Source organism: Streptomyces niveiscabiei (assembly GCF_033794345.1).
Lineage (GTDB): Bacteria > Actinomycetota > Actinomycetes > Streptomycetales > Streptomycetaceae > Streptomyces > Streptomyces niveiscabiei.
Genome location: NZ_JARAYJ010000033.1, coordinates 22,046 through 40,531 on the forward strand (window position 1 = coordinate 22,046; position 18,486 = coordinate 40,531).

The following is an 18,486-nucleotide window of genomic DNA, read 5'->3' on the forward strand; positions in this document are numbered from 1 at the left end:
GACGCCCGGCCCGGAACCCCCTCCGGCCGGGCGTCGCTCGTATGTCCCTCGCACGTCCGATCGCGTAAGCGCACCTTTTGATCCATAACCAGTCAGCCAGGGGTGGAATCTCATCATTCCGGGGTGGTGAAAGAAGCAAATCCGTTCCCAGAACGGTCAGTTGTGGTGCTGAATGGGAAGAGCGGGGATACGCAACGGCGCACGCCCGGCACAGCGGGAGGGGTGTGTGCGACAGGCGGCCGAGAGGGGTTGTTCGTGCCAGCTTTCCCACACAGCACCACATACAGCAGGACCGGTGCCGCACGCGGTGCCGCAAACCGCGCGCCGGAGACCGGCCCGGCGCCCGCGGTTCCGCCGTCGCTGAGTCTGCCGGTCGTCGAGGCGGAGTTTCCCCGCCTGCGGCATCCGTATTGGCCCCGGCTACAGGAGAACACCCGGCGCTGGCTGCTGGAAAAGCGGCTCATGCCGCCGGACAAGGTCGCGGAATATGCCGACGGCTTGTGCTACACGGACTTGATGGCGTGCTACTACCTCGGCGCCCCCGACGCGGTCCTCCAGGCGATCACCGACTACAGCGCGTGGTTCTTCGTCTGGGACGACCGCCACGACCGCGACATCGTGCACGGCCGCACCGCCTCCTGGCGGCGCCTGAAGTCCCTGCTCCACCAGGCCCTCGACGCCCCCGCGGCCCACCTGCACCACCAGGACCCGCTGGTCGCGGGCCTCGCCGACAGCGTCCTGCGGCTCTACGGCTTCCTGCCCGCGAACTGGAACGCCCGCTTCGCCCGCCACTTCCACCAGGTGATCGACGCGTACGACCGCGAGTTCCGCAACCGCGTCGAGGCGCGCGTCCCGCCGGTCGAGGAATATCTCGCCCTCAGGCGCCTCACTTTCGCCCACTGGATATGGACGGACCTCCTGGAACCCGCCGCCGGAGTCCGGCTGCCGGACACCGTGCGGAAACACCCGGCATTCCGGCGGGCCGCACTGCTCAGCCAGGAATTCGCCGCCTGGTACAACGACCTCTGCTCGCTGCCGAAGGAAATAGCGGGCGACGAGGTCCACAACCTCGGAATCAGCCTCATAGTCCACGAAGGACTGACGCTTGAGGAATCCGTTGAGGAACTCAGGCACCGAATACTGGAATGCATCGCCGATTTCCTCGCCGCCGAACGGGAGACCCGCAGGTACGCGGACGGGATCGGCGACAAGGAAATCCGCGACGCCGTGCTCGTCTGCCTCGCGAACATGCGGAACTGGTTCGGTTCCGTCTACTGGTTCCACCACGAGTCCGGCCGCTACATGGTCGACAGCTGGGACGACCGGTCCACACCCCCCTATGTCGACAACGCGCCCGCGGGAGAGAAATAGATGACCCTCGAATCGGTACGGCCCGCCCCCGCCGAGGCGCCCCTCGCGGGTGGCGGGCTCCCCGTCCTCGGCCACGGCTGGAAACTGGCCCGCTCACCCCTCGCGTTCTTCTCCGGACTGCGCGACCACGGCGACGTCGTCCGGCTGAAACTCGGGCCGAAGACGGTGTACGCGGTCACCTCGCCCGAGCTGATCGGCGAGGTCGCCCTCAGCCCCGACTACATCATCGCCGGGCCCCTCTGGGAGTCGCTGGAGAGCCTCCTGGGCAAGCAGGGGGTCGCCACCGCCAACGGGCCCCTGCACCGGCGCCAGCGGCGCACGATACAGCCCGCGTTCCGGCTCGACGCGATACCCGGGTACGGGCCCGTCATGGAGGAGGAGGCGCGGGCCCTCGTCGAGCGGTGGCGCGGCGCCGAGAGCCTCGACGTCACCGCCGAGTCGTTCCGGGTCGCGACGCGGATCGCCGCGCGCTGCCTCATGCGCGGGAGCTACATGGACGAGCGGGCCGACCGGATCTGCGCGGACCTCGCGAGCCTCTTCCGCGGTATGTACCAGCGGATGGTGGTCCCCCTCGGACCGCTTTATCGCGTGCCGCTTCCGGCCAACCGCGAATTCAACCGGGCACTGGCCGATTTGCACCTCCTCGTCGACGAGATCGTCGCCGACCGGCGCGCCTCCGGTCAAAAGCCGGACGATTTGCTGACGGCTTTGCTGGAAGCGGTCGACGAGAATGGCGAACCCATCTCGGAACAGGAGATCCACGACCAGGTCATCGCGATACTCACACCGGGGAGCGAAACCGTCGGCTCCATGATCATGTCGCTGCTCCTGGTGCTCACCGAGTACCCCGAACACGCCGACAAGATCCGGGCCGAGGTGAAAAACGTGGTGGGCGACCGGCCCGTGGGATTCGACGACGTCCGCAGTCTGCCGTACACCGGGAATGTCGTCGTCGAGACCCTCCGCCTCTATCCGGCGGTATGGATTCTGACCCGCCGGGCGGTCGCCGCCACGACTCTGGGCGGATACGACATTCCCGCCGGCGCCGACATCGTCTACAGCCCCTACGCGGTCCAGCGGGACCCCCGCTCCTACCGCTCCGCGGAACTCTTCTCCCCCGACCGCTGGCTCCCCGGCGGCTCCGAGGAAGTCCCCAAATACGCGATGAGCCCCTTCAGCGTCGGCAACCGCAAGTGCCCCAGCGACCACTTCTCCATGGCGGAGATGACCCTCCTGACGGCCTCCATGGCGACGGCGTTCACCTTCGAGGAAACGGCGGGTTCCGACTCCCGCCACCGCATCGGCATCACCCTGCGGCCCAGGGACCTGCGCCTGCGGCCGATCGCCCGCTGACGGCGACACGACGGCCCGGCACCCGGGGGAGTGCCGGGCGGCGGACCCGGAGCAGCGGCGCGGACCGGACCGGGGGACGGCGGGGCAGGCCGCCGAGGGCGTCACCGACACGAACCTCGGCGCGCCCGGTGCCGCTCCGGCCGCCGCGCCCGCCGCTGCCGCTCCGGCTCCGGCCGCCGCCCCGGCCCCGGCCGCCCCGGCCCCCGTTGCTGCTCCGGCTCCCGCGCCGGTCGCCGCCGCCCCGGCCCCGGCCGCCGCCCCGGCCCCGGCCGCCGCTCCGGCGCCCGTCGCCGCTCCGGTCACCCCGGCTCCGGCGCCCGCACCCCCGCGTGCCGTCGGCCTTCGGCTGCACGACGGCCCGGCACTCGGGGTGAGTGCCGGGCCGTCGTGACGGTCAGGTCAGAAGTCCTCGTCCAGGTCGACCGTGCCCTCCACGGCGACCTGGTAGGCCGACGGGCGGCGCTCGAAGAAGTTCGTCAGCTCCTGGACGCCCTGGAGCTCCATGAAGGAGAACGGGTTCTCCGAGCCGTACACCGGGGCGAAGCCGAGGCGGACCAGGCGCTGGTCGGCGACGCACTCCAGGTAGGCGCGCATCGACTCGGTGTTCATGCCCGGGAGACCCTCGCCGCACAGGTCGCGGGCGAACTGGAGCTCCGCCTCGACGGCCTCCGCCAGCATGTCCGTGACCTCCTTCTGGAGGACGTCGTCGAAGAGCTCCGGCTCCTCCTTGCGGACCGTGTCGACCACGTCGAAGGCGAAGCTCATGTGCATCGTCTCGTCGCGGAAGACCCAGTTGGTGCCGGTGGCCAGGCCGTGCAGCAGACCCCGGCTGCGGAACCAGTAGACGTACGCGAACGCGCCGTAGAAGAACAGGCCCTCGATGCACGCGGCGAAGCAGATCAGGTTGAGCAGGAAGCGGCGGCGGTCGGCCTGCGTCTGGAGGCTCTCCAGCTTCTCGACCTCGTTGATCCACTTGAAGCAGAACTCGGCCTTCTCACGGATCGAGGGGATGTTCTCGACGGCGGCGAAGGCGGCGGCCCGGTCGTCCGGGTCGGGCAGGTACGTGTCCAGCAGCGTCAGATAGAACTGGACGTGCACGGCCTCCTCGAAGAGCTGGCGGCTCAGGTACAGCCGCGCCTCGGGGGAGTTGATGTGCTTGTACAGCGTCAGCACGAGGTTGTTCGCGACGATCGAGTCACCCGTCGCGAAGAACGCCACGAGCCGCCCGATGAGGTGCTGCTCCTCGGGGGACAGCTTCGCGAGGTCCGCGACGTCCGAGTGGAGGTCGACCTCCTCGACCGTCCACGTGTTCTTGATCGCGTCCCGGTAGCGCTCGTAGAAGTCCGGGTAGCGCATCGGGCGAAGCGTCAGCTCGAAGCCGGGGTCGAGCAGATTCTTCTTGGCTTCGGTGGTCATTACTGGCATGCCTCGCAGGACTCGGGGTTTTCGAGGGAGCAGGCGACCGCGTCGGGGTCGGGGGTGGCCTGCACGGGAACGGACGCCTGGGCGGCGCGGGCGATCCTCGTCGCCGGGCGCGAACGCAGGTAGTACGTCGTCTTCAGCCCGGACTTCCAGGCGTACGCGTACATCGAGGAGAGCTTGCCGATCGTCGGCGTCTCCAGGAACAGGTTCAGGGACTGCGCCTGGTCCAGGTACGGCGTACGGGCCGCCGCCATGTCGATCAGACCGCGCTGCGGGATCTCCCACGCCGTGCGGTACAGCGCGCGGACGTCCTCGGGGATCCAGGCGAAGTCCTGCACCGAGCCGTTGGCCTCGCGCAGCGCCTCACGGGTGCGGGCGTCCCACACGCCGAGGTCCTTGAGGTCCTGCACCAGGTACGAGTTGACCTGGAGGAACTCCCCGGACAGCGTCTCGCGCTTGAACAGGTTGGACACCTGCGGCTCGATGCACTCGTACACACCGGCGATGGACGCGATCGTCGCGGTCGGCGCGATGGCCAGCAGCAGCGAGTTGCGCAGCCCCGTCGACGCGATCCGCTCGCGCAGGGCCGCCCAGCGCTCCGGCCAGGTGAACTCGACGCCGAAGTGGTCGGGGTGCAGCACGCCACGGGCCGTACGGGTCTTCTCCCAGGCGGGGAGGGGCCCGGAGCGCTCGGCGAGGCCGGCGGACGCCTCGTACGCGGCGAGCATGATCCGCTCGGCGATCCGCGTGGACAGCTCCTTCGCCTCGGCCGAGTCGAACGGGATGCGCAGCTTGAAGAAGACGTCCTGGAGGCCCATCGCGCCCAGGCCCACCGGCCGCCACCGGGAGTTGGAGCGGCCCGCCTGCTCGGTCGGGTAGAAGTTGATGTCCACGACCCGGTCGAGGAAGGTCACGGCCGTGCGGACGGTCTCGTCCAGCCGGTCCCAGTCGATGCCGCCGCCGGTGACGAACGCGCCCAGGTTCACCGAACCCAGGTTGCAGACGGCCGTCTCCCCGTCGTCCGTGACCTCCAGGATCTCCGTGCACAGGTTGGAGGAGTGCACGACGTGGCCCGGCTCGGCGGTCTGGTTCGCCGTACGGTTCGCGGCGTCCTTGAACGTCATCCAGCCGTTGCCGGTCTGCGCGAGCGTGCGCATCATCCGGCCGTACAGGTCACGCGCCGGGATCGTCTTCTTGGCGAGCCCGGCGGCCTCGGCCTTCCGGTACGCCGCGTCGAACTCGTCGCCCCACAGGTCGACCAGCTCGGGCACGTCGGACGGCGAGAACAGCGACCACTGCGCGTCCGCGTTCACCCGGCGCATGAACTCGTCCGGGATCCAGTGCGCGAGGTTCAGGTTGTGCGTACGGCGGGCGTCCTCGCCCGTGTTGTCCCGCAGCTCCAGGAACTCCTCGATGTCGGAGTGCCAGGTCTCCAGGTACACCGCAGCCGCGCCCTTGCGCCGCCCGCCCTGGTTCACGGCCGCGACACTCGCGTCCAGCGTCTTCAGGAACGGCACGATGCCGTTGGAGTGCCCGTTCGTGCCCCGGATCAGCGAACCCCGGGAGCGGATGCGGGAGTACGACAGGCCGATGCCGCCGGCGTGCTTCGACAGGCGGGCGACCTGGTGGTAGCGGTCGTAGATGGAGTCCAGCTCGTCCTTGGGGGAGTCCAGGAGGTAGCAGGACGACATCTGGGGGTGCCGGGTGCCGGAGTTGAACAGCGTGGGGGAGGACGGCAGGTAGTCCAGGCGGCTCATCAGGCCGTACAGGGCCGCGACCTCGTCCAGGGCCCGTACGGTGTCGTCCTCGGCGAGCCCGGACGCCACGCGCAGCAGGAAGTGCTGGGGCGTCTCGATCACCTTGCGCGTGATCGGGTGCCGCAGCAGGTAGCGGCTGTGCAGGGTACGGAGGCCGAAGTAGCCGAAGCGGTCGTCGGCGGCCGGGTCGATCAGGCCGTCCAGCGCGGTCGCGTGCAGGCGCGCGAACTCCGCCGTGCGGTCCGCGATCAGGCCCTCGCGGTGGCCCACGGAGATCGACTCCGTGAACGTCGTCACACTCTGCGAGGCGGCCTCCTCGCGGATGCTGATCGTCAGCAGGCGGGCGGCGAGACGGGAGTACGCCGGGTCCTCCGAGATCAGGCCCGCGGCGGCCTCCGTCGCCAGCTCCCGCAGCTCGGCCTCGTCCGCCCGCGCGGAACGGCCCCGCAGGGCCGCGGCGGCGACCCGGCCGGGGTCCGCGTCGGGGAGGTCGGCGGTCAGCTCCGTCAGGGTCCGCAGCAGCGCGGTACCGGGACCGTCGGTTCCGGTCTCGACCGCCTGGACCTCTGAAGCCGGTTCGGCTGGCGCGATGGTCACGTGAGGCTCTCCCTCGCTCGGCAAGGGGCTTCGCGGGAGGGCATGGGGCAGCACGGACGCACGACACGTACGCGTCCCCGGCCCACTCCGCGAGGCCCGGACGTCAGGGCACGCCGAGCCGTCCCTTGGCACGGCTGGCGCTTGCTGCCGACAGGTCCTCGGACTGACTCCCGTGCGCGTATACGCACAAGTACACCGTTGCGGGACAGTTCCGGATTCCCACCGGATTCCCCTGCGGCGACAGCGAGCATGAGCATACATCTAGTGCCGCCCTGTCAGGTCACCCCCAGATGTTGTGTCGCGTCGGCTTCGGAGCGTCAACTTGTGGGTGGGAACTGTGATGCCGGGCGGGGGGTGGGGGGTGTTGTCGGAGGCGGTCTGCGGGTGCGTCGTGGCCGTTCGCGCAGTTCCCCGCGCCCCTAAAAAGTGCGCGCAGCGCATCTTTTTTAGGGGCGCGGGGAACTGCGCGACAAGCCACAGGGGTGCCGCACCCGCCTGACGGCCTGGTGTGGCACCCCTGTGGAGCGAACTGCTAGTGGGCCGCTCCCGACGTCGCCGGGGGGAGTTCCGTCTGGACGCCCGGGTCGCCCGCGTCCGCCGTGTAGTCCGAGGGGCTCGTCTCGTCGATGCCGTCGGGGGCCTTCGCCGCCTTCAGGACGAACGTCAGGACCACCGTCACCGCGACGTTCAGGACGAACGCCGTGAGGCCGATGTAGCCGATCTCACCGATGCCGGGGATCTCCTTCGAGCTGCCGCCGAAGTGCTTCTGCGTGGGGGAGGCCACACCGTACGCGGCGATCGTGCCGTACAGCATGCCCACCGCCCAGCCGCCGAGCAGCGCCCAGCGGTGGAACCAGCGGGTGAACAGGCCGCCGACCAGGGCCGGGAAGGTCTGGAGGATCCAGATGCCGCCCAGGAGCTGGAAGTTGATGGCGACCGTCTTGTCCATGGTGAGGACGAAGACCAGGGCGCCGACCTTCACGAGGAGGGAGACCAGCTTGGAGACCTTCGTCTCCTGTTCCGGCGTCGCGTCGGGGCGGATGAAGTCCTTGTAGATGTTCCGGGTGAAGAGGTTCGCCGCGGCGATGGACATGATCGCGGCCGGAACCAGCGCCCCGATGCCGATCGCCGCGAAGGCGACGCCCGCGAACCAGTCGGGGAACATGTCCTCGAAGAGCTGGGGGATCGCCAGCTGCCCGTTGGAGACCTTCACGCCCGCCGCGATGGCCATGAAGCCGAGGAGGGCGAGCAGGCCCAGCATGAGGGAATACAGCGGCAGGATCGTCGTGTTGCGGCGGATGACCTCGCGGCTGCGGGAGGAGAGAGTCGCGGTGATCGAGTGGGGGTACATGAACAGCGCCAGGGCGGACCCCAGCGCGAGCGTCGCGTACGTCCACTGCGCGCCCTGCGCCGGCACCAGCCCCCCGGCGCCCGCGGCCTCGTACTTCTCCCCGGCCTTGGCGAAGATGTCGTCGAACCCGCCGAGCTTGATCGGGATGTAGATGATCGCCACCGTGATCACGATGTAGATCAGCGTGTCCTTGACGAACGCGATCAGCGCCGGCGCCCGCAGCCCCGAGGAGTACGTGTACGCGGCCAGCACGCCGAAGGCGATCAGCAGCGGCAGGTCCTTGACGAACCAGTTCGTGTCCTCGCCGCCCCCGACGCCCATGACGTCCAGGACCGCCTGGATGCCGACGAGCTGGAGCGCGATGTACGGCATGGTCGCGAGGATGCCGGTGAGGGCGACCGCGAGGGACAGCCCCTTCGAGCCGAACCGCCCGCGCACGAAGTCGGACGTGGTGACGTACCCGTGCTTGTGCGAGACGGACCACAGGCGGGGCAGGAACGTGAAGATGAGGGGGTACACGAGGATCGTGTACGGCACGGCGAAGAACCCGGCCGCCCCGGCCGCGTACACGGCCGCCGGAACCGCGACGAACGTGTACGCCGTGTAGAGGTCGCCGCCGAGCAGGAACCAGGTCACCCAGGTCCCGAACGAGCGCCCGCCGAGCCCCCATTCGTCGAGGGAGTGCTCGTTCTCCGCCTTGCGCCAGCGCGCCGCGAGGAAGCCCATGACGGTGACCGCGAGGAAGAAGAAGATGAAGACGCCGAGCGCGACGCCGTTGACGCCGTCGTTCACTTCGACGCACCCCCCTTGCGGGCGCGCTGGTCACGCTGCCACAGCTTGTACGCGGTCATGGTCAGCCCGGTCGAGACGACGACCCACAGCATCTGGTACCAGTAGAAGAACGGGATACCGGCGAACCGCGGGTTCACATCGGCATACGACCCGACCCACAGCAGCGCCACGAAGGGCGCGAACAGGCAGAGGGCGATGACGACGCGCACGGGCGTCACCACCGGGTCCCCTGCCTTCGGTGGGGTCTCTGACATCGGCGGCTCCGTCCCCTCGCTGAGATCACCAGTGATCACCACTGCAATGCGCAGGCAATCTAAGTGACGGATAAGCACAGCGGAAGCCCTGCCGGAGGATCGTCCTGAAGCTGTGCTACTCCACCGGCCGCTTCAGACGGGCCACGAACTTGTACCGGTCCCCCCGCCACACCGACCGCACCCACTCCACGGGCTCCCCCCGCAGGTCCAGGGAGTGCCGGGACAGCATGAGCATCGGCAGCCCCACGTCCGTGCCGAGGAGCCCCGCCTCGCGCGGCGTCGCGAGCGCCGTCTCGATGGTCTCCTCGGCCTCGGCGAGCCGTACGTCGTACACCTCGGCGAGGGCGGTGTACAGGGACGTGTACTTGACGAGGGAGCGGCGCAGGGCCGGGAAGCGCTTGGCGCTGAGGTGGGCCGTCTCTATGGCCATCGGCTCCCCGTTGGCCATGCGGAGGCGCTCGATGCGCAGGACCCGGCCGCCGGGCGTGATGTCGAGGAGCTCGGCGAGGCGGTCGTCGGCGGTGACGTACCCGATGTCGACGATCTGCGAGGTCGGCTCCAGGCCCTGCGCGTGCATGTCCTCGGTGTACGAGGTGAGCTGGAGCGCCTGGGACACCTTGGGCTTCGCGACGAACGTGCCCTTGCCCTGGATGCGTTCGAGCCGGCCCTCGACGACGAGTTCCTGGAGGGCCTGGCGGACGGTCGTGCGGGACGTGTCGAACTCGGCCGCGAGCGTGCGCTCCGGCGGGACGGCCGTACCGGGTGCCTGCGTCTGGGTGATGTCCAGCAGATGCTTCTTCAGACGGTAGTACTTGGGCACACGCGCGGTACGGACGGTCGCTCCACCCTCGTTCTCCGCACTGCTGACGTCGGTGCTCATGGCCCGCCTTCCCGGCTCGCACGGGCCGACCTCCCGTCGGCCGCGGCACCCCATCGTGGCACGGGATCGTGTGTGCGGGTGCCCGTACGGGCAGGTCGGTTCCGGTCCGGGCCGGTAAGAACTCCCTGCGTACGGCGTCCCGGGCCTTGACACGGTCCTTGGTCCGGTCCAAGCTCGCGATGCTGGTCTACACCATTCGTGCGCCATTCGGAGGGCGGCCTTGGCGGAGACGACTGTGACCCGGGACGCGCTCGCCGTCCTCCAGCCCGGCTTCACCGGGACGACCGCCCCCGACTGGCTGCTGCGCCGCCTCGACGAGGGCCTCGCCGCCGTCGGCCTCTTCGCCCGCAACATCGCAGGTCCCCGGCAACTCGCCGACCTCACCGCCGAGTTGCGCAAGGTCCGGCCCGATGTGGTGATCGCCGTCGACGAGGAGGGCGGCGACGTCACCCGCCTCGAAGCGCGCCGGGGGTCCTCCTTCCCCGGCAGCCTCGCGCTCGGCACCGTCGACGACCCCGGCCTCACCCGCGCCGTCGCCGCCGAGCTGGGGCGCCGGCTCGCCGAGTGCGGGGTCACCCTCGACTGGGCGCCCTCGGCGGACGTCAACACCGACCCCGGCAACCCCGTCATCGGCGTACGCTCCTTCGGCGCCGACCCGGCGCTGGTCGCCCGGCACACCGCCGCGTACGTCACCGGGCTCCAGTCCGCCGGGGTCGCCGCCTGCGCCAAGCACTTCCCCGGGCACGGGGACACGTCCGTCGACTCCCACGAGTCGCTGCCGCGCGTCGACGTCCCCTACGAGACGCTCGCCGCCCGCGACCTCCCGCCCTTCCGCGCCGCCGTCGACGCCGGGGTCCGCGCCGTCATGACCGCCCACATCCTCACCCCCGCCCTCGACCCCGCCCGCCCCGCGACCCTCTCCCGCCGCACCCTCGACCTCCTGCGCCACGACCTCGGCCACGACGGCCTGATCATCACCGACGGCATGGAGATGCGGGCCGTCGCCGACACGTACGGCGTCGAACGGGGCGCCGTCCTCGCGATCGCCGCCGGCGCGGACGCGATCTGCGTCGGCGGGGGCCTGTCGGACGGCGACACGGTCACCCGCCTGCGCGACGCCCTGGTGACCGCGGTCCGCACCGGCGACCTCCCGGAGGAACGCCTCGCGGAGGCGGCGGGCCGGGTACGGGCGCTGGCGCGGTGGACGACGAGACATGCGACGGGGGTGGGGACAGGTCCGGCCGGGGACCCGGGGATCGGTCTGGAGGCGGCCCGAAGAGCGCTCCGGGTGGCCTCCCCGCAGAACCTCCCGCTGACGTCCCCGCCCTACGTCGCCGCCTTCACGCCCCTGGCGAACATGGCGGTGGGCGACGAGACCCCCTGGGGCCTGGCCCCTGCCCTGGCCGAGTTCCTCCCCGGCACGCGGACGGGCACGTTCACGGGCCCACGGGCGGGCCACGAGGCTCTCGCGGCGGCGGGGGACCACCGGATCGTCGCCGTGGTCCGCGACGAACACCGCCACTCCTGGATGTCCGGCGCCCTCACCACCCTGCTCGCCGCCCGCCCCGGCACGGTCGTCGTGGAGATGGGCGTCCCGCACGCCGCGCCCCGGGGCGCCGCCCACATCGCCACGTACGGCGCGGCGAGGGTGTGCGGCTGGGCCGCGGCGGAGGTGCTCGCGGGGGTGCGGGGGGCTTAGGGCGGGGTGCTCAGGGCGGGGGGCTCAGATGCCCTGCCACTCCGGCTTGTTGTCGTACGTGTGGCGGAAGTAGTCCGCCAGCTTCAGCTTGGAGGCCGCCGCCTCGTCCGCGACGACCGTCGCGTGGGGGTGGAGCTGGAGTGCCGAGGCGGGGCAGACCGCCGCGACCGGGCCCTCGACCGTCGCGGCCACCGCGTCCGCCTTGCCCTCGCCGGTGGCCAGCAGGACCAGGTGGCGGGCCTCCAGGATCGTGCCGATGCCCTGGGTGATGACGTGGTGGGGGACCTGGGCGATGTCGTCGTCGAAGAAGCGGGCGTTGTCGACGCGGGTCTGCTGCGTGAGGGTCTTGATGCGGGTGCGGGAGGAGAGGGAGGAGCAGGGTTCGTTGAAGCCGATGTGGCCGTCCGTGCCGATGCCGAGGAGCTGGAGGTCCACGCCCCCGGCCGCCGCGAGCGCGCGGTCGTACGACTCGCAGGCCGCCTGGATGTCGTCCGCCGCGCCGTCGGGGCCGAGGAACGCGGACATCGGGATGCCGAGCGGCGCGAGGACCTCGCGGCGCAGGACCGAGCGGTAGGACTCGGGGTGCTCGGCGGGCAGTCCGACGTATTCGTCGAGCTGGGCTATCCGTACGGCGGAGACGTCCGCGCCGCCGGAGCGGACCCGCGCCGTGAGCGCTTGGTAGACCGGCAGCGGGGTGGACCCCGTGGCCACGCCGAGGAGGGCGTTCGGCTTGCGGGCCACCAGCCGCGCGATGGCCTCGGCGACGAGCTCGCCGCCGGCGGCGGCGTCCGGGACGATCACAACTTCCACGCTGGCCTGCCGTTCTGAGGACGATCCGAAAAGGACATGTGGTTTAGACCACTCTAATCTAGCCCACGGGCTCCGGCCCCGGGAGTGACGTCCGCCTGTCGGTCCGCTGAACTTCCCCCGCCCATCAGGCCCCCCACGGGAACCCGCACAGGCTAGGCTGCGTTGGGAAACACAGTGAGACTTCCGCTCTCCCCGCACAGGAGGGCGGACCGAGGACCCGGTGCTCTCTGCCCTGACTGCCCCGGTTCCTCACCTTTCGGCCGATCGGGACCGCACACCCCGTGGCCGGGATTGCTCCGGGCTGCGGTGCCGCGAGGGTTGAGGGTCCCTCCAGGCGCCGCGGCCCGCGGGTGTTTCCGGGGACTCGTCCAGGGGCGCATACTCCGCCCCGCGCGCCGGGTATGTCGTGACGATGGGATTCAGCACGGCGTACGAACGTCATATTTCGGCCAGCGACAAACCGGCGGGTACGCTCGCCCATGTGCCCTCCATGAACGAACTCGTACGCCAGCACACAGCCCTGGACGACTCCGACCTGGAGTGGCTGCACCTGCTGGTCTCGGAGTGGCAGCTGCTCTCCGACCTCTCCTTCGCCGACCTGGTGCTGTGGGTCCCGACGAGCGACGGCACGCGGTACGTCTCGGTGGCGCAGATGCGCCCCAACACGGGCCCCACCTCCTACCAGGACGACATGGTCGGCCACCTGGTTCCCCGCGGCCGGCGCCCGCTCCTGGACGTCGCCCTCGACGAGGGCCGCATCGTCCGCGAGGGCGACCCGGAGTGGCGCGAGGAGGTCCCGGTACGGGTCGAGTCGATCCCCGTACGGCGTGAGGGCCGCGTCCTCGGCGTCATCGCGCGCAACACGAACCTGCTGACCGTCCGCACCCCGAGCCGCCTGGAGCTGACCTACCTCCAGAGCGCCTCCGACCTCGCGCAGATGATCGCGGCGGGCGCGTTCCCGTTCGCCGGCCAGCAGATGGACATGGACGCCGCGCCCCGCGTCGGCGACGGCCTGATCCGCCTCGACGCGGACGGCATCGTCCAGTACGCCTCGCCGAACGCGCTCTCCGCGTACCACCGCATGGGCCTCGCCTCCGACCTCGTGGGCCACAACCTCGGCCGGACGACCGCCGAACTCGCCCCCACGCGCGGCCCGGTGGACGAGGCGCTCGCCAAGGTCGCGAGCGGCTGGGCGCCCCGCGAGTTCGAGATCGAGGCGAACGACGGGGTGATCCAGTTCCGCGCGATCCCCCTCAAACCCAAGGGCACGCGCATCGGTTCGCTGGTCCTGCTCCGGGACGTCACCGAACTGCGCCGCCGCGAGCGGGAGTTGATCACGAAGGACGCGACCATCCGGGAGATCCACCACCGGGTGAAGAACAACCTCCAGACCGTGGCCGCCCTGCTCAGGCTCCAGGCCCGCCGGATCGAGTCCGAGCGGGGGCGCGAGGCGCTGGAGGAGGCGGTGCGGCGGGTCGGGTCGATCGCCATCGTCCACGAGACGCTGTCTCAGAACCTGGACGAGCGGGTGGAGTTCGACGAGATCGCCGACCGGGTGCTCGCGATGGTCGCCGAGATCTCGCCGGGCAAGGTGACCGGGCGGCGCACCGGGCGGTTCGGGATCCTCGACGCGGAGGTGGCCACGCCGCTGTCGATGGTCCTCACCGAGATCCTCCAGAACGCGCTGGAGCACGGCTTCCGCGAGGGGGAGACCGGGACCGTCGAGGTGACGGCCGTGCGCGGCGGCACGACCAAGGACGCGCGGCTGCTCGTCACCGTCCAGGACGACGGGGTGGGGCTGCCCGAGGGCTTCGACCCGCAGGTCTCCGGCAACCTGGGGCTCCAGATCGTACGGACCCTGGTGGAGGGGGAGTTGGGCGGCGGCTTCGACATGGTGCCGGGGCCCGAGGGGGGTACGCGGGTGATCCTGGACGTGCCGGTGCGGTCGCAGAAGTGACGGCCCCGGGACAGCAAAGAGCCCCGGACCATGTGGGCCGGGGCTAGTGCTCCCTGCTGCGGTACTCGTGCATGTGGTGCAAGTCGTACTGAGCGCTTGGGGGTACTGCGCGCTGCGGTTCGGGGGCGGGAGCTGCGTACGTGCCGTACGCGCCGCCAACCTCAGGCTGTTTTCCGCGGGGCGGACGGGTCAGGCGGAGGCCTGACGGGCCCGGTTGCGGGCGGCGCGGCGCTTCATGGCGCGGCGCTCGTCCTCGCTGAGACCACCCCAGACGCCGGAGTCCTGACCGGACTCGAGCGCCCACTGCAAACACTGGTCCATCACGGGACAGCGTCGGCAGACGGCCTTGGCTTCCTCGATCTGCAGCAGCGCAGGACCGGTGTTGCCGATGGGGAAGAAGAGCTCGGGGTCTTCCTCGCGGCAAACGGCGTTGTGACGCCAGTCCATGGCTGCTACCTCTCCTTGGGTGTTACGTGCTGGTTGCTTGTGAATGTGAACGCTTTCACGAATCCCTCAACAAGGGAAGGGCCACCAGCCAGATACGCCTGGCGCGGTCCTGGTGTCGCGAAGAGGGGTTCCGGTGATCAGTGGATGCCGGTGTTGCGGGCTGTCCCGATCGCCACGTAGAGACTCGCAAACCTCAGCGGCGGATACAACCCCTTCTGGAAAGTTTTTTTTGATTCCTCGGTGTCGACTGGGTCACAGCCGTACTTCCAAGGGGTGGACCCTGGCCTAAACGTTCGAGTGAAAGGACTTCCGCCCTTTCTGCTCACACAATCACACGCAGTGCCCGGCGTACGCCTGTGAACGTCACGCTGGTACGCAGTCCGAGGTGGTCTCCGTCCATCTGGAGCGGGAGCGGCACCTTCGAATGCAAGGTGAACTGGTCCACGTCGTGGAGGGAGACGGCGTGCTTGCCCTGGGGTCCCTTCTCGGGGGACGAAAGGAGCAATTGGGTCGCATACCGGGCAAGTGCGGGGGTCGACAGGCGGCTGAGACCCAGTACGTCGAGCGCGGTATCGAACGAGGCCTTAGGCGACGCGTACACCGGGCGATTGCCCAGATAGGTCCACGGAGCCGTGTTGCAGACTATGGACATCACCAAATCGGTCACGGGTTCTTCTCCGGCCCGTTCCAGGGTGATCGTTCCGTGGCGCCGGTGCGGTTCTCCGAAAAACTGACGGAGTGCCTGCTGAAGGTAAAGAGCGTGTGTGGATTTCCTTCCACGTTCGCGTTGTTGCTCCACCCGGCCGATGACTTTCGCGTCGAATCCCAGGCCGGCGTTGAAGGTGAACCACCGTGCGGGTACGGCCTCGTCCTCCGTCCCCGGGGTCCCCGTCGCCAGGCCGAGGCCGACCGTGCGCTCACTGCCCTGCCGCAGCGCGTCCAGCAGGGCGCCGGTCGCCTCCACGGGGTCGTTCGGCAGGCCCAGGGCTCTCGCGAACACGTTCGTCGAGCCACCCGGCACGACCGCGAGACCCGGCAGCCGCTCGGGGTCGGGGCCGCCGGTGAGCAGGCCGTTCACGACCTCGTTGATCGTGCCGTCGCCCCCCAGCGCGACCACCAGATCGATGTCCGAACTCGTCGCCGCCTGCCGGCCGAGGTCCCGCGCGTGCCCGCGGTACTCCGTCGTCACCGCTTCCAGCTTCATCTCGCTCGCCAGCGCGTGGATCAGGACATCGCGCGTACGCGCACTCGTAGTCGTCGCCGCCGGATTGACCACAAGAAGTGCACGCATGGATTGCAGCGTACCTACTGGGGGGTACCCGGCACAGGTCGAGGTAGGGGAGGGGTAAGAGAACGGGCGTGAGTCTCGACACGGGGTGGGGGCGTGTAGGGGTGGGCGGGGGGCGTGCGGATGAGGAGAGTGCTTCGGGGCGGGGCTGTGGTTCGGATCACCCGTGAGTGCGGGATGAGGCCGGCCATGACCCCTGTGGATCCGTCCCCCGGCTCCTCGGATCTCCCTGCGAGAGACCTTGTCGCCTGCCCCTGTTGCTTCCAGCGGACCTTGGAGGAGCGGCCGACTTCGAGATCTGCCCGGAGTGCGGCTGGGAGGGGCTGTGGCTCGCGGAAGCACGACGCCGGTTCCCCGAGCTGGCTGAATAGGTCCGACGAAGGGCGTGGGAGCCGTCTCTCTCAGGTGGCCGATACCCTTCAGGCGTGAGCAGTGAAAAGGCCCCCAAGCCCTCCCGGACCCCCGGAACGCCGGAGGAGACGGCCCTCGACGGCCCCCGTCCCCGCAGGCTGACGTACGCCGCTGTGCTGGCCGGTCTTGAGGGCGTCGCGCTGCTCGTGGGCGGCGGGTGGATGCTGGTCGTGGGGATCGGCGGGGACGCGGACGACCGTCAGGGAGCCGTGACCGGGGGTATCACCCTCGCGGTGCTCGCGCTGCTGCCGCTGCTTGCCGCGAGGGGGCTGCTGAAGCGCCGCAGCTGGAGCCGGGGCCCGGCGGTCGTGACCCAGGTCATGGCGCTGCCGGTGGCATACACCCTGCTCCAGGCCGACAGCGTCGCCATCCCGGCGGGGATCGCGCTGGGGGTCGTGGCGGTCGTGGCGCTGGTCCTGCTGGTCAACGCCGAGACGACCCGGGCCCTGGGAATCCGAGGCCCGGGCAACGCGCAGGACTGACCCCGGGGCGCTCACTCCTCCACGAGGAGCTTCTCCCGCAGCTGGGCCAGGGTCCGGGCCAGGAGGCGGGAGACGTGCATCTGGGAGATGCCGACCTCCTGCGCGATCTGCGACTGGGTCATGTTGCCGAAGAAGCGCAGGAGCAGGATGCGCTTCTCGCGCGGCGGGAGGTCCTCCAGGAGGGGCTTGAGGGACTCGCGGTACTCCACGCCCTCCAGCGCCTCGTCCTCCGCGCCGAGCGTGTCGGCGACGGCCGGGGACTCGTCGTCCGTGTCGGGGACGTCCAGGGAGAGGGTGGAGTACGCGTTGGCGGACTCCAGGCCCTCCAGGACCTCTTCCTCGGAGATCGCGAGTTTCTCGGCGAGTTCGTGGACCGTGGGGGAGCGGCCGTGGAGCTGGGAGAGCTCGGCGGTCGCGGTGGTCAGGGCGAGGCGGAGCTCCTGGAGGCGCCGCGGGACGCGGACGGCCCAGCCCTTGTCGCGGAAGTGGCGCTTGATCTCGCCCACGACGGTCGGGGTCGCGTACGTGGAGAACTCGACACCGCGGTCGGGGTCGAAGCGGTCCACGGACTTGATGAGCCCGATGGTGGCGACCTGGGTCAGGTCGTCCAGCGGCTCGCCCCGGTTGCGGAACCTCCGCGCGAGGTGCTCGACGAGCGGCAGATGCATCCGCACCAGCCGGTTGCGCAGCTCCGCGTACTCGGGGCTGCCGTCAGCGAGGCCGCGCAGCTCGACGAAGAGTGCCCGCGCCTCGCTGCGGTCCTGATGACCGTGTGGCACGGCGGCCACGCCGCCCTGCTGATCGTCTCGCTCGTGCTCGCTCATCGTCCCGCCCGTCGCCCTTTGTCGAGCCGTTCTCCCGGCCCGGCCAGGGGTGCCCTGCGCACCGTCCCGCTCCCGCTGCTCGCCGACCGGAGTGTCGTCCTCCGGATGCGGCCGGGCCTGTTCGGGAATGCCGTCGACGCCGTCCGCCGTCCGCCGCAGGAAGCCCTCCTCGGTCGGCAGGCGCGCGCCGCGCTCATCGCCTTGCACCGGCCCGTCCCCGTCCTTCACGCCGGCCCGGGGCCCGCGCCGCGCTGTTTGTAGAGGCTGATCGAGACGGTCTTGTCGTCGTCGACGGCGGAGGACACCTTGCCCGCGAGCGCGGACAGCACGGTCCACGCGAACGTGTCCCGCGCGGGCGCGTGGCCGTCCGTCGTCGGCGCGGAGACGGTCACCTCCAGCGAGTCGTCGACGAGGCGGAACACGCAGCCGAGCACCGAGCCGGGCACGGCCTGCTGGAGCAGGATCGCGCACGCCTCGTCCACCGCGATGCGCAGGTCCTCGATCTCGTCCAGGGTGAAGTCCAAACGGGCCGCGAGGCCGGCCGTGGCCGTCCGCAGCACCGACAGGTAGGCACCCGCGGCCGGCAGCCGGACTTCCACGAAGTCCTGGGTCGCGGGCTCGCCTGCGATCTGGGACACCCTCACCTCCAAGGTGGTACAAGCTGTTCGGGCCGAGGGTCGTCGCCCCCCGGAGTAACGCGAAGTGTGGTGCAGCGGTGACGCTATCGCGCTCACCAGCGTCCTGTCCCGGGACCCCGACCCCATGGCGTCACTCACAGTAAAACTCCGAAT

Annotated in this window: 15 protein-coding genes and 1 riboswitch; of the genes, 5 read left to right on the top strand and 10 right to left on the bottom strand. The window is 70.3% G+C overall.

The genetic code is table 11. The features are described 5' to 3' along the window. The first annotated feature begins 255 nt into the window (after nucleotides 1–255). Nucleotides 256–1,371, top strand: a complete 1,116-nt coding sequence (locus PV682_RS33565; RefSeq protein ID WP_407705784.1) for a terpene synthase family protein — start codon at nucleotides 256–258, stop codon at nucleotides 1,369–1,371. Further along, the gene (locus PV682_RS33570; protein ID WP_319735536.1) at nucleotides 1,372–2,724 is read left to right on the top strand and encodes a bifunctional albaflavenone monooxygenase/terpene synthase; all 1,353 of its coding nucleotides are present in this window, start codon (nucleotides 1,372–1,374) and stop codon (nucleotides 2,722–2,724) included. Between the two features lie 399 nt (nucleotides 2,725–3,123). On the opposite strand, the gene PV682_RS33575 is transcribed toward PV682_RS33570, so the two are convergent. The 5 genes from PV682_RS33575 to PV682_RS33595 all read right to left on the bottom strand — a co-directional run bounded on the left by PV682_RS33575 (nucleotide 3,124) and on the right by PV682_RS33595 (nucleotide 9,777). Then, the gene (locus PV682_RS33575; protein ID WP_319735537.1) at nucleotides 3,124–4,140 is read right to left on the bottom strand and encodes a ribonucleotide-diphosphate reductase subunit beta; all 1,017 of its coding nucleotides are present in this window, start codon (nucleotides 4,138–4,140) and stop codon (nucleotides 3,124–3,126) included. Beyond that, entirely contained in the window at nucleotides 4,140–6,500 is a 2,361-nt protein-coding gene (locus PV682_RS33580) for a ribonucleoside-diphosphate reductase subunit alpha (RefSeq protein WP_319735538.1), read from the bottom strand. Before PV682_RS33580 ends, PV682_RS33575 begins: the two co-directional genes overlap by 1 nt. A 132-nt stretch (nucleotides 6,501–6,632) precedes the next feature. After that, nucleotides 6,633–6,757: riboswitch (cobalamin riboswitch) on the bottom strand. Nucleotides 6,758–7,032: 275 nt separating this feature from the next. Then, on the bottom strand, nucleotides 7,033–8,643 hold the full coding sequence (gene mctP, locus PV682_RS33585; RefSeq protein WP_319735539.1) for a monocarboxylate uptake permease MctP: 1,611 nt from the start codon (nucleotides 8,641–8,643) through the stop codon (nucleotides 7,033–7,035). Further along, nucleotides 8,640–8,897: a DUF3311 domain-containing protein gene (locus tag PV682_RS33590; protein ID WP_055719121.1), complete on the bottom strand. Its 258-nt coding sequence runs from the start codon at nucleotides 8,895–8,897 to the stop codon at nucleotides 8,640–8,642. Before PV682_RS33590 ends, mctP begins: the two co-directional genes overlap by 4 nt. Before the next feature lie 115 nt (nucleotides 8,898–9,012). Beyond that, nucleotides 9,013–9,777: a GntR family transcriptional regulator gene (locus PV682_RS33595; protein ID WP_055719122.1), complete on the bottom strand. Its 765-nt coding sequence runs from the start codon at nucleotides 9,775–9,777 to the stop codon at nucleotides 9,013–9,015. A gap of 220 nt (nucleotides 9,778–9,997) precedes the next feature. Here PV682_RS33595 and PV682_RS33600 point away from each other — a divergent pair, with 220 nt between their 5' ends. Further along, nucleotides 9,998–11,476, top strand: a complete 1,479-nt coding sequence (locus PV682_RS33600; protein WP_319735540.1) for a glycoside hydrolase family 3 protein — start codon at nucleotides 9,998–10,000, stop codon at nucleotides 11,474–11,476. 24 nt (nucleotides 11,477–11,500) lie between these two features. Here the strand turns inward: PV682_RS33600 and nagB are convergent, their stop codons facing one another. Then, on the bottom strand, nucleotides 11,501–12,286 hold the full coding sequence (gene nagB / locus PV682_RS33605) for a glucosamine-6-phosphate deaminase (protein WP_319735541.1): 786 nt from the start codon (nucleotides 12,284–12,286) through the stop codon (nucleotides 11,501–11,503). A 490-nt stretch (nucleotides 12,287–12,776) separates the two neighbouring features. Here nagB and PV682_RS33610 point away from each other — a divergent pair, with 490 nt between their 5' ends. Then, nucleotides 12,777–14,243, top strand: coding sequence for a sensor histidine kinase (locus tag PV682_RS33610; RefSeq protein WP_055725083.1), 1,467 nt, complete (start codon nucleotides 12,777–12,779; stop codon nucleotides 14,241–14,243). Nucleotides 14,244–14,432: 189 nt separating this feature from the next. On the opposite strand, the gene PV682_RS33615 is transcribed toward PV682_RS33610, so the two are convergent. Together PV682_RS33615 and PV682_RS33620 are read right to left on the bottom strand one after the other, a co-directional pair. Continuing rightward, nucleotides 14,433–14,690 (bottom strand): WhiB family transcriptional regulator, encoded by a 258-nt coding sequence (locus PV682_RS33615; protein ID WP_006142322.1) that lies wholly within the window; start codon nucleotides 14,688–14,690, stop codon nucleotides 14,433–14,435. 322 nt (nucleotides 14,691–15,012) lie between these two features. Next, the gene (locus PV682_RS33620) at nucleotides 15,013–15,981 is read right to left on the bottom strand and encodes a diacylglycerol/lipid kinase family protein (protein ID WP_055725082.1); all 969 of its coding nucleotides are present in this window, start codon (nucleotides 15,979–15,981) and stop codon (nucleotides 15,013–15,015) included. A 422-nt stretch (nucleotides 15,982–16,403) separates the two neighbouring features. On the opposite strand from PV682_RS33620, the gene PV682_RS33625 reads away from it, so the two are divergent. After that, complete coding sequence (locus PV682_RS33625; protein WP_319735542.1) at nucleotides 16,404–16,871, top strand: hypothetical protein; 468 nt, start codon at nucleotides 16,404–16,406, stop codon at nucleotides 16,869–16,871. A gap of 11 nt (nucleotides 16,872–16,882) precedes the next feature. Here PV682_RS33625 and PV682_RS33630 read toward each other — a convergent pair whose 3' ends face one another. Further along, nucleotides 16,883–17,902: an RNA polymerase sigma factor SigF gene (locus PV682_RS33630; protein WP_319735543.1), complete on the bottom strand. Its 1,020-nt coding sequence runs from the start codon at nucleotides 17,900–17,902 to the stop codon at nucleotides 16,883–16,885. 17 nt (nucleotides 17,903–17,919) lie between these two features. Continuing rightward, a complete protein-coding gene (locus tag PV682_RS33635; RefSeq protein ID WP_010353612.1) occupies nucleotides 17,920–18,333 on the bottom strand; it encodes an ATP-binding protein in 414 nt (137 codons plus the stop codon). Between the last annotated feature and the right edge of the window lie 153 nt (nucleotides 18,334–18,486).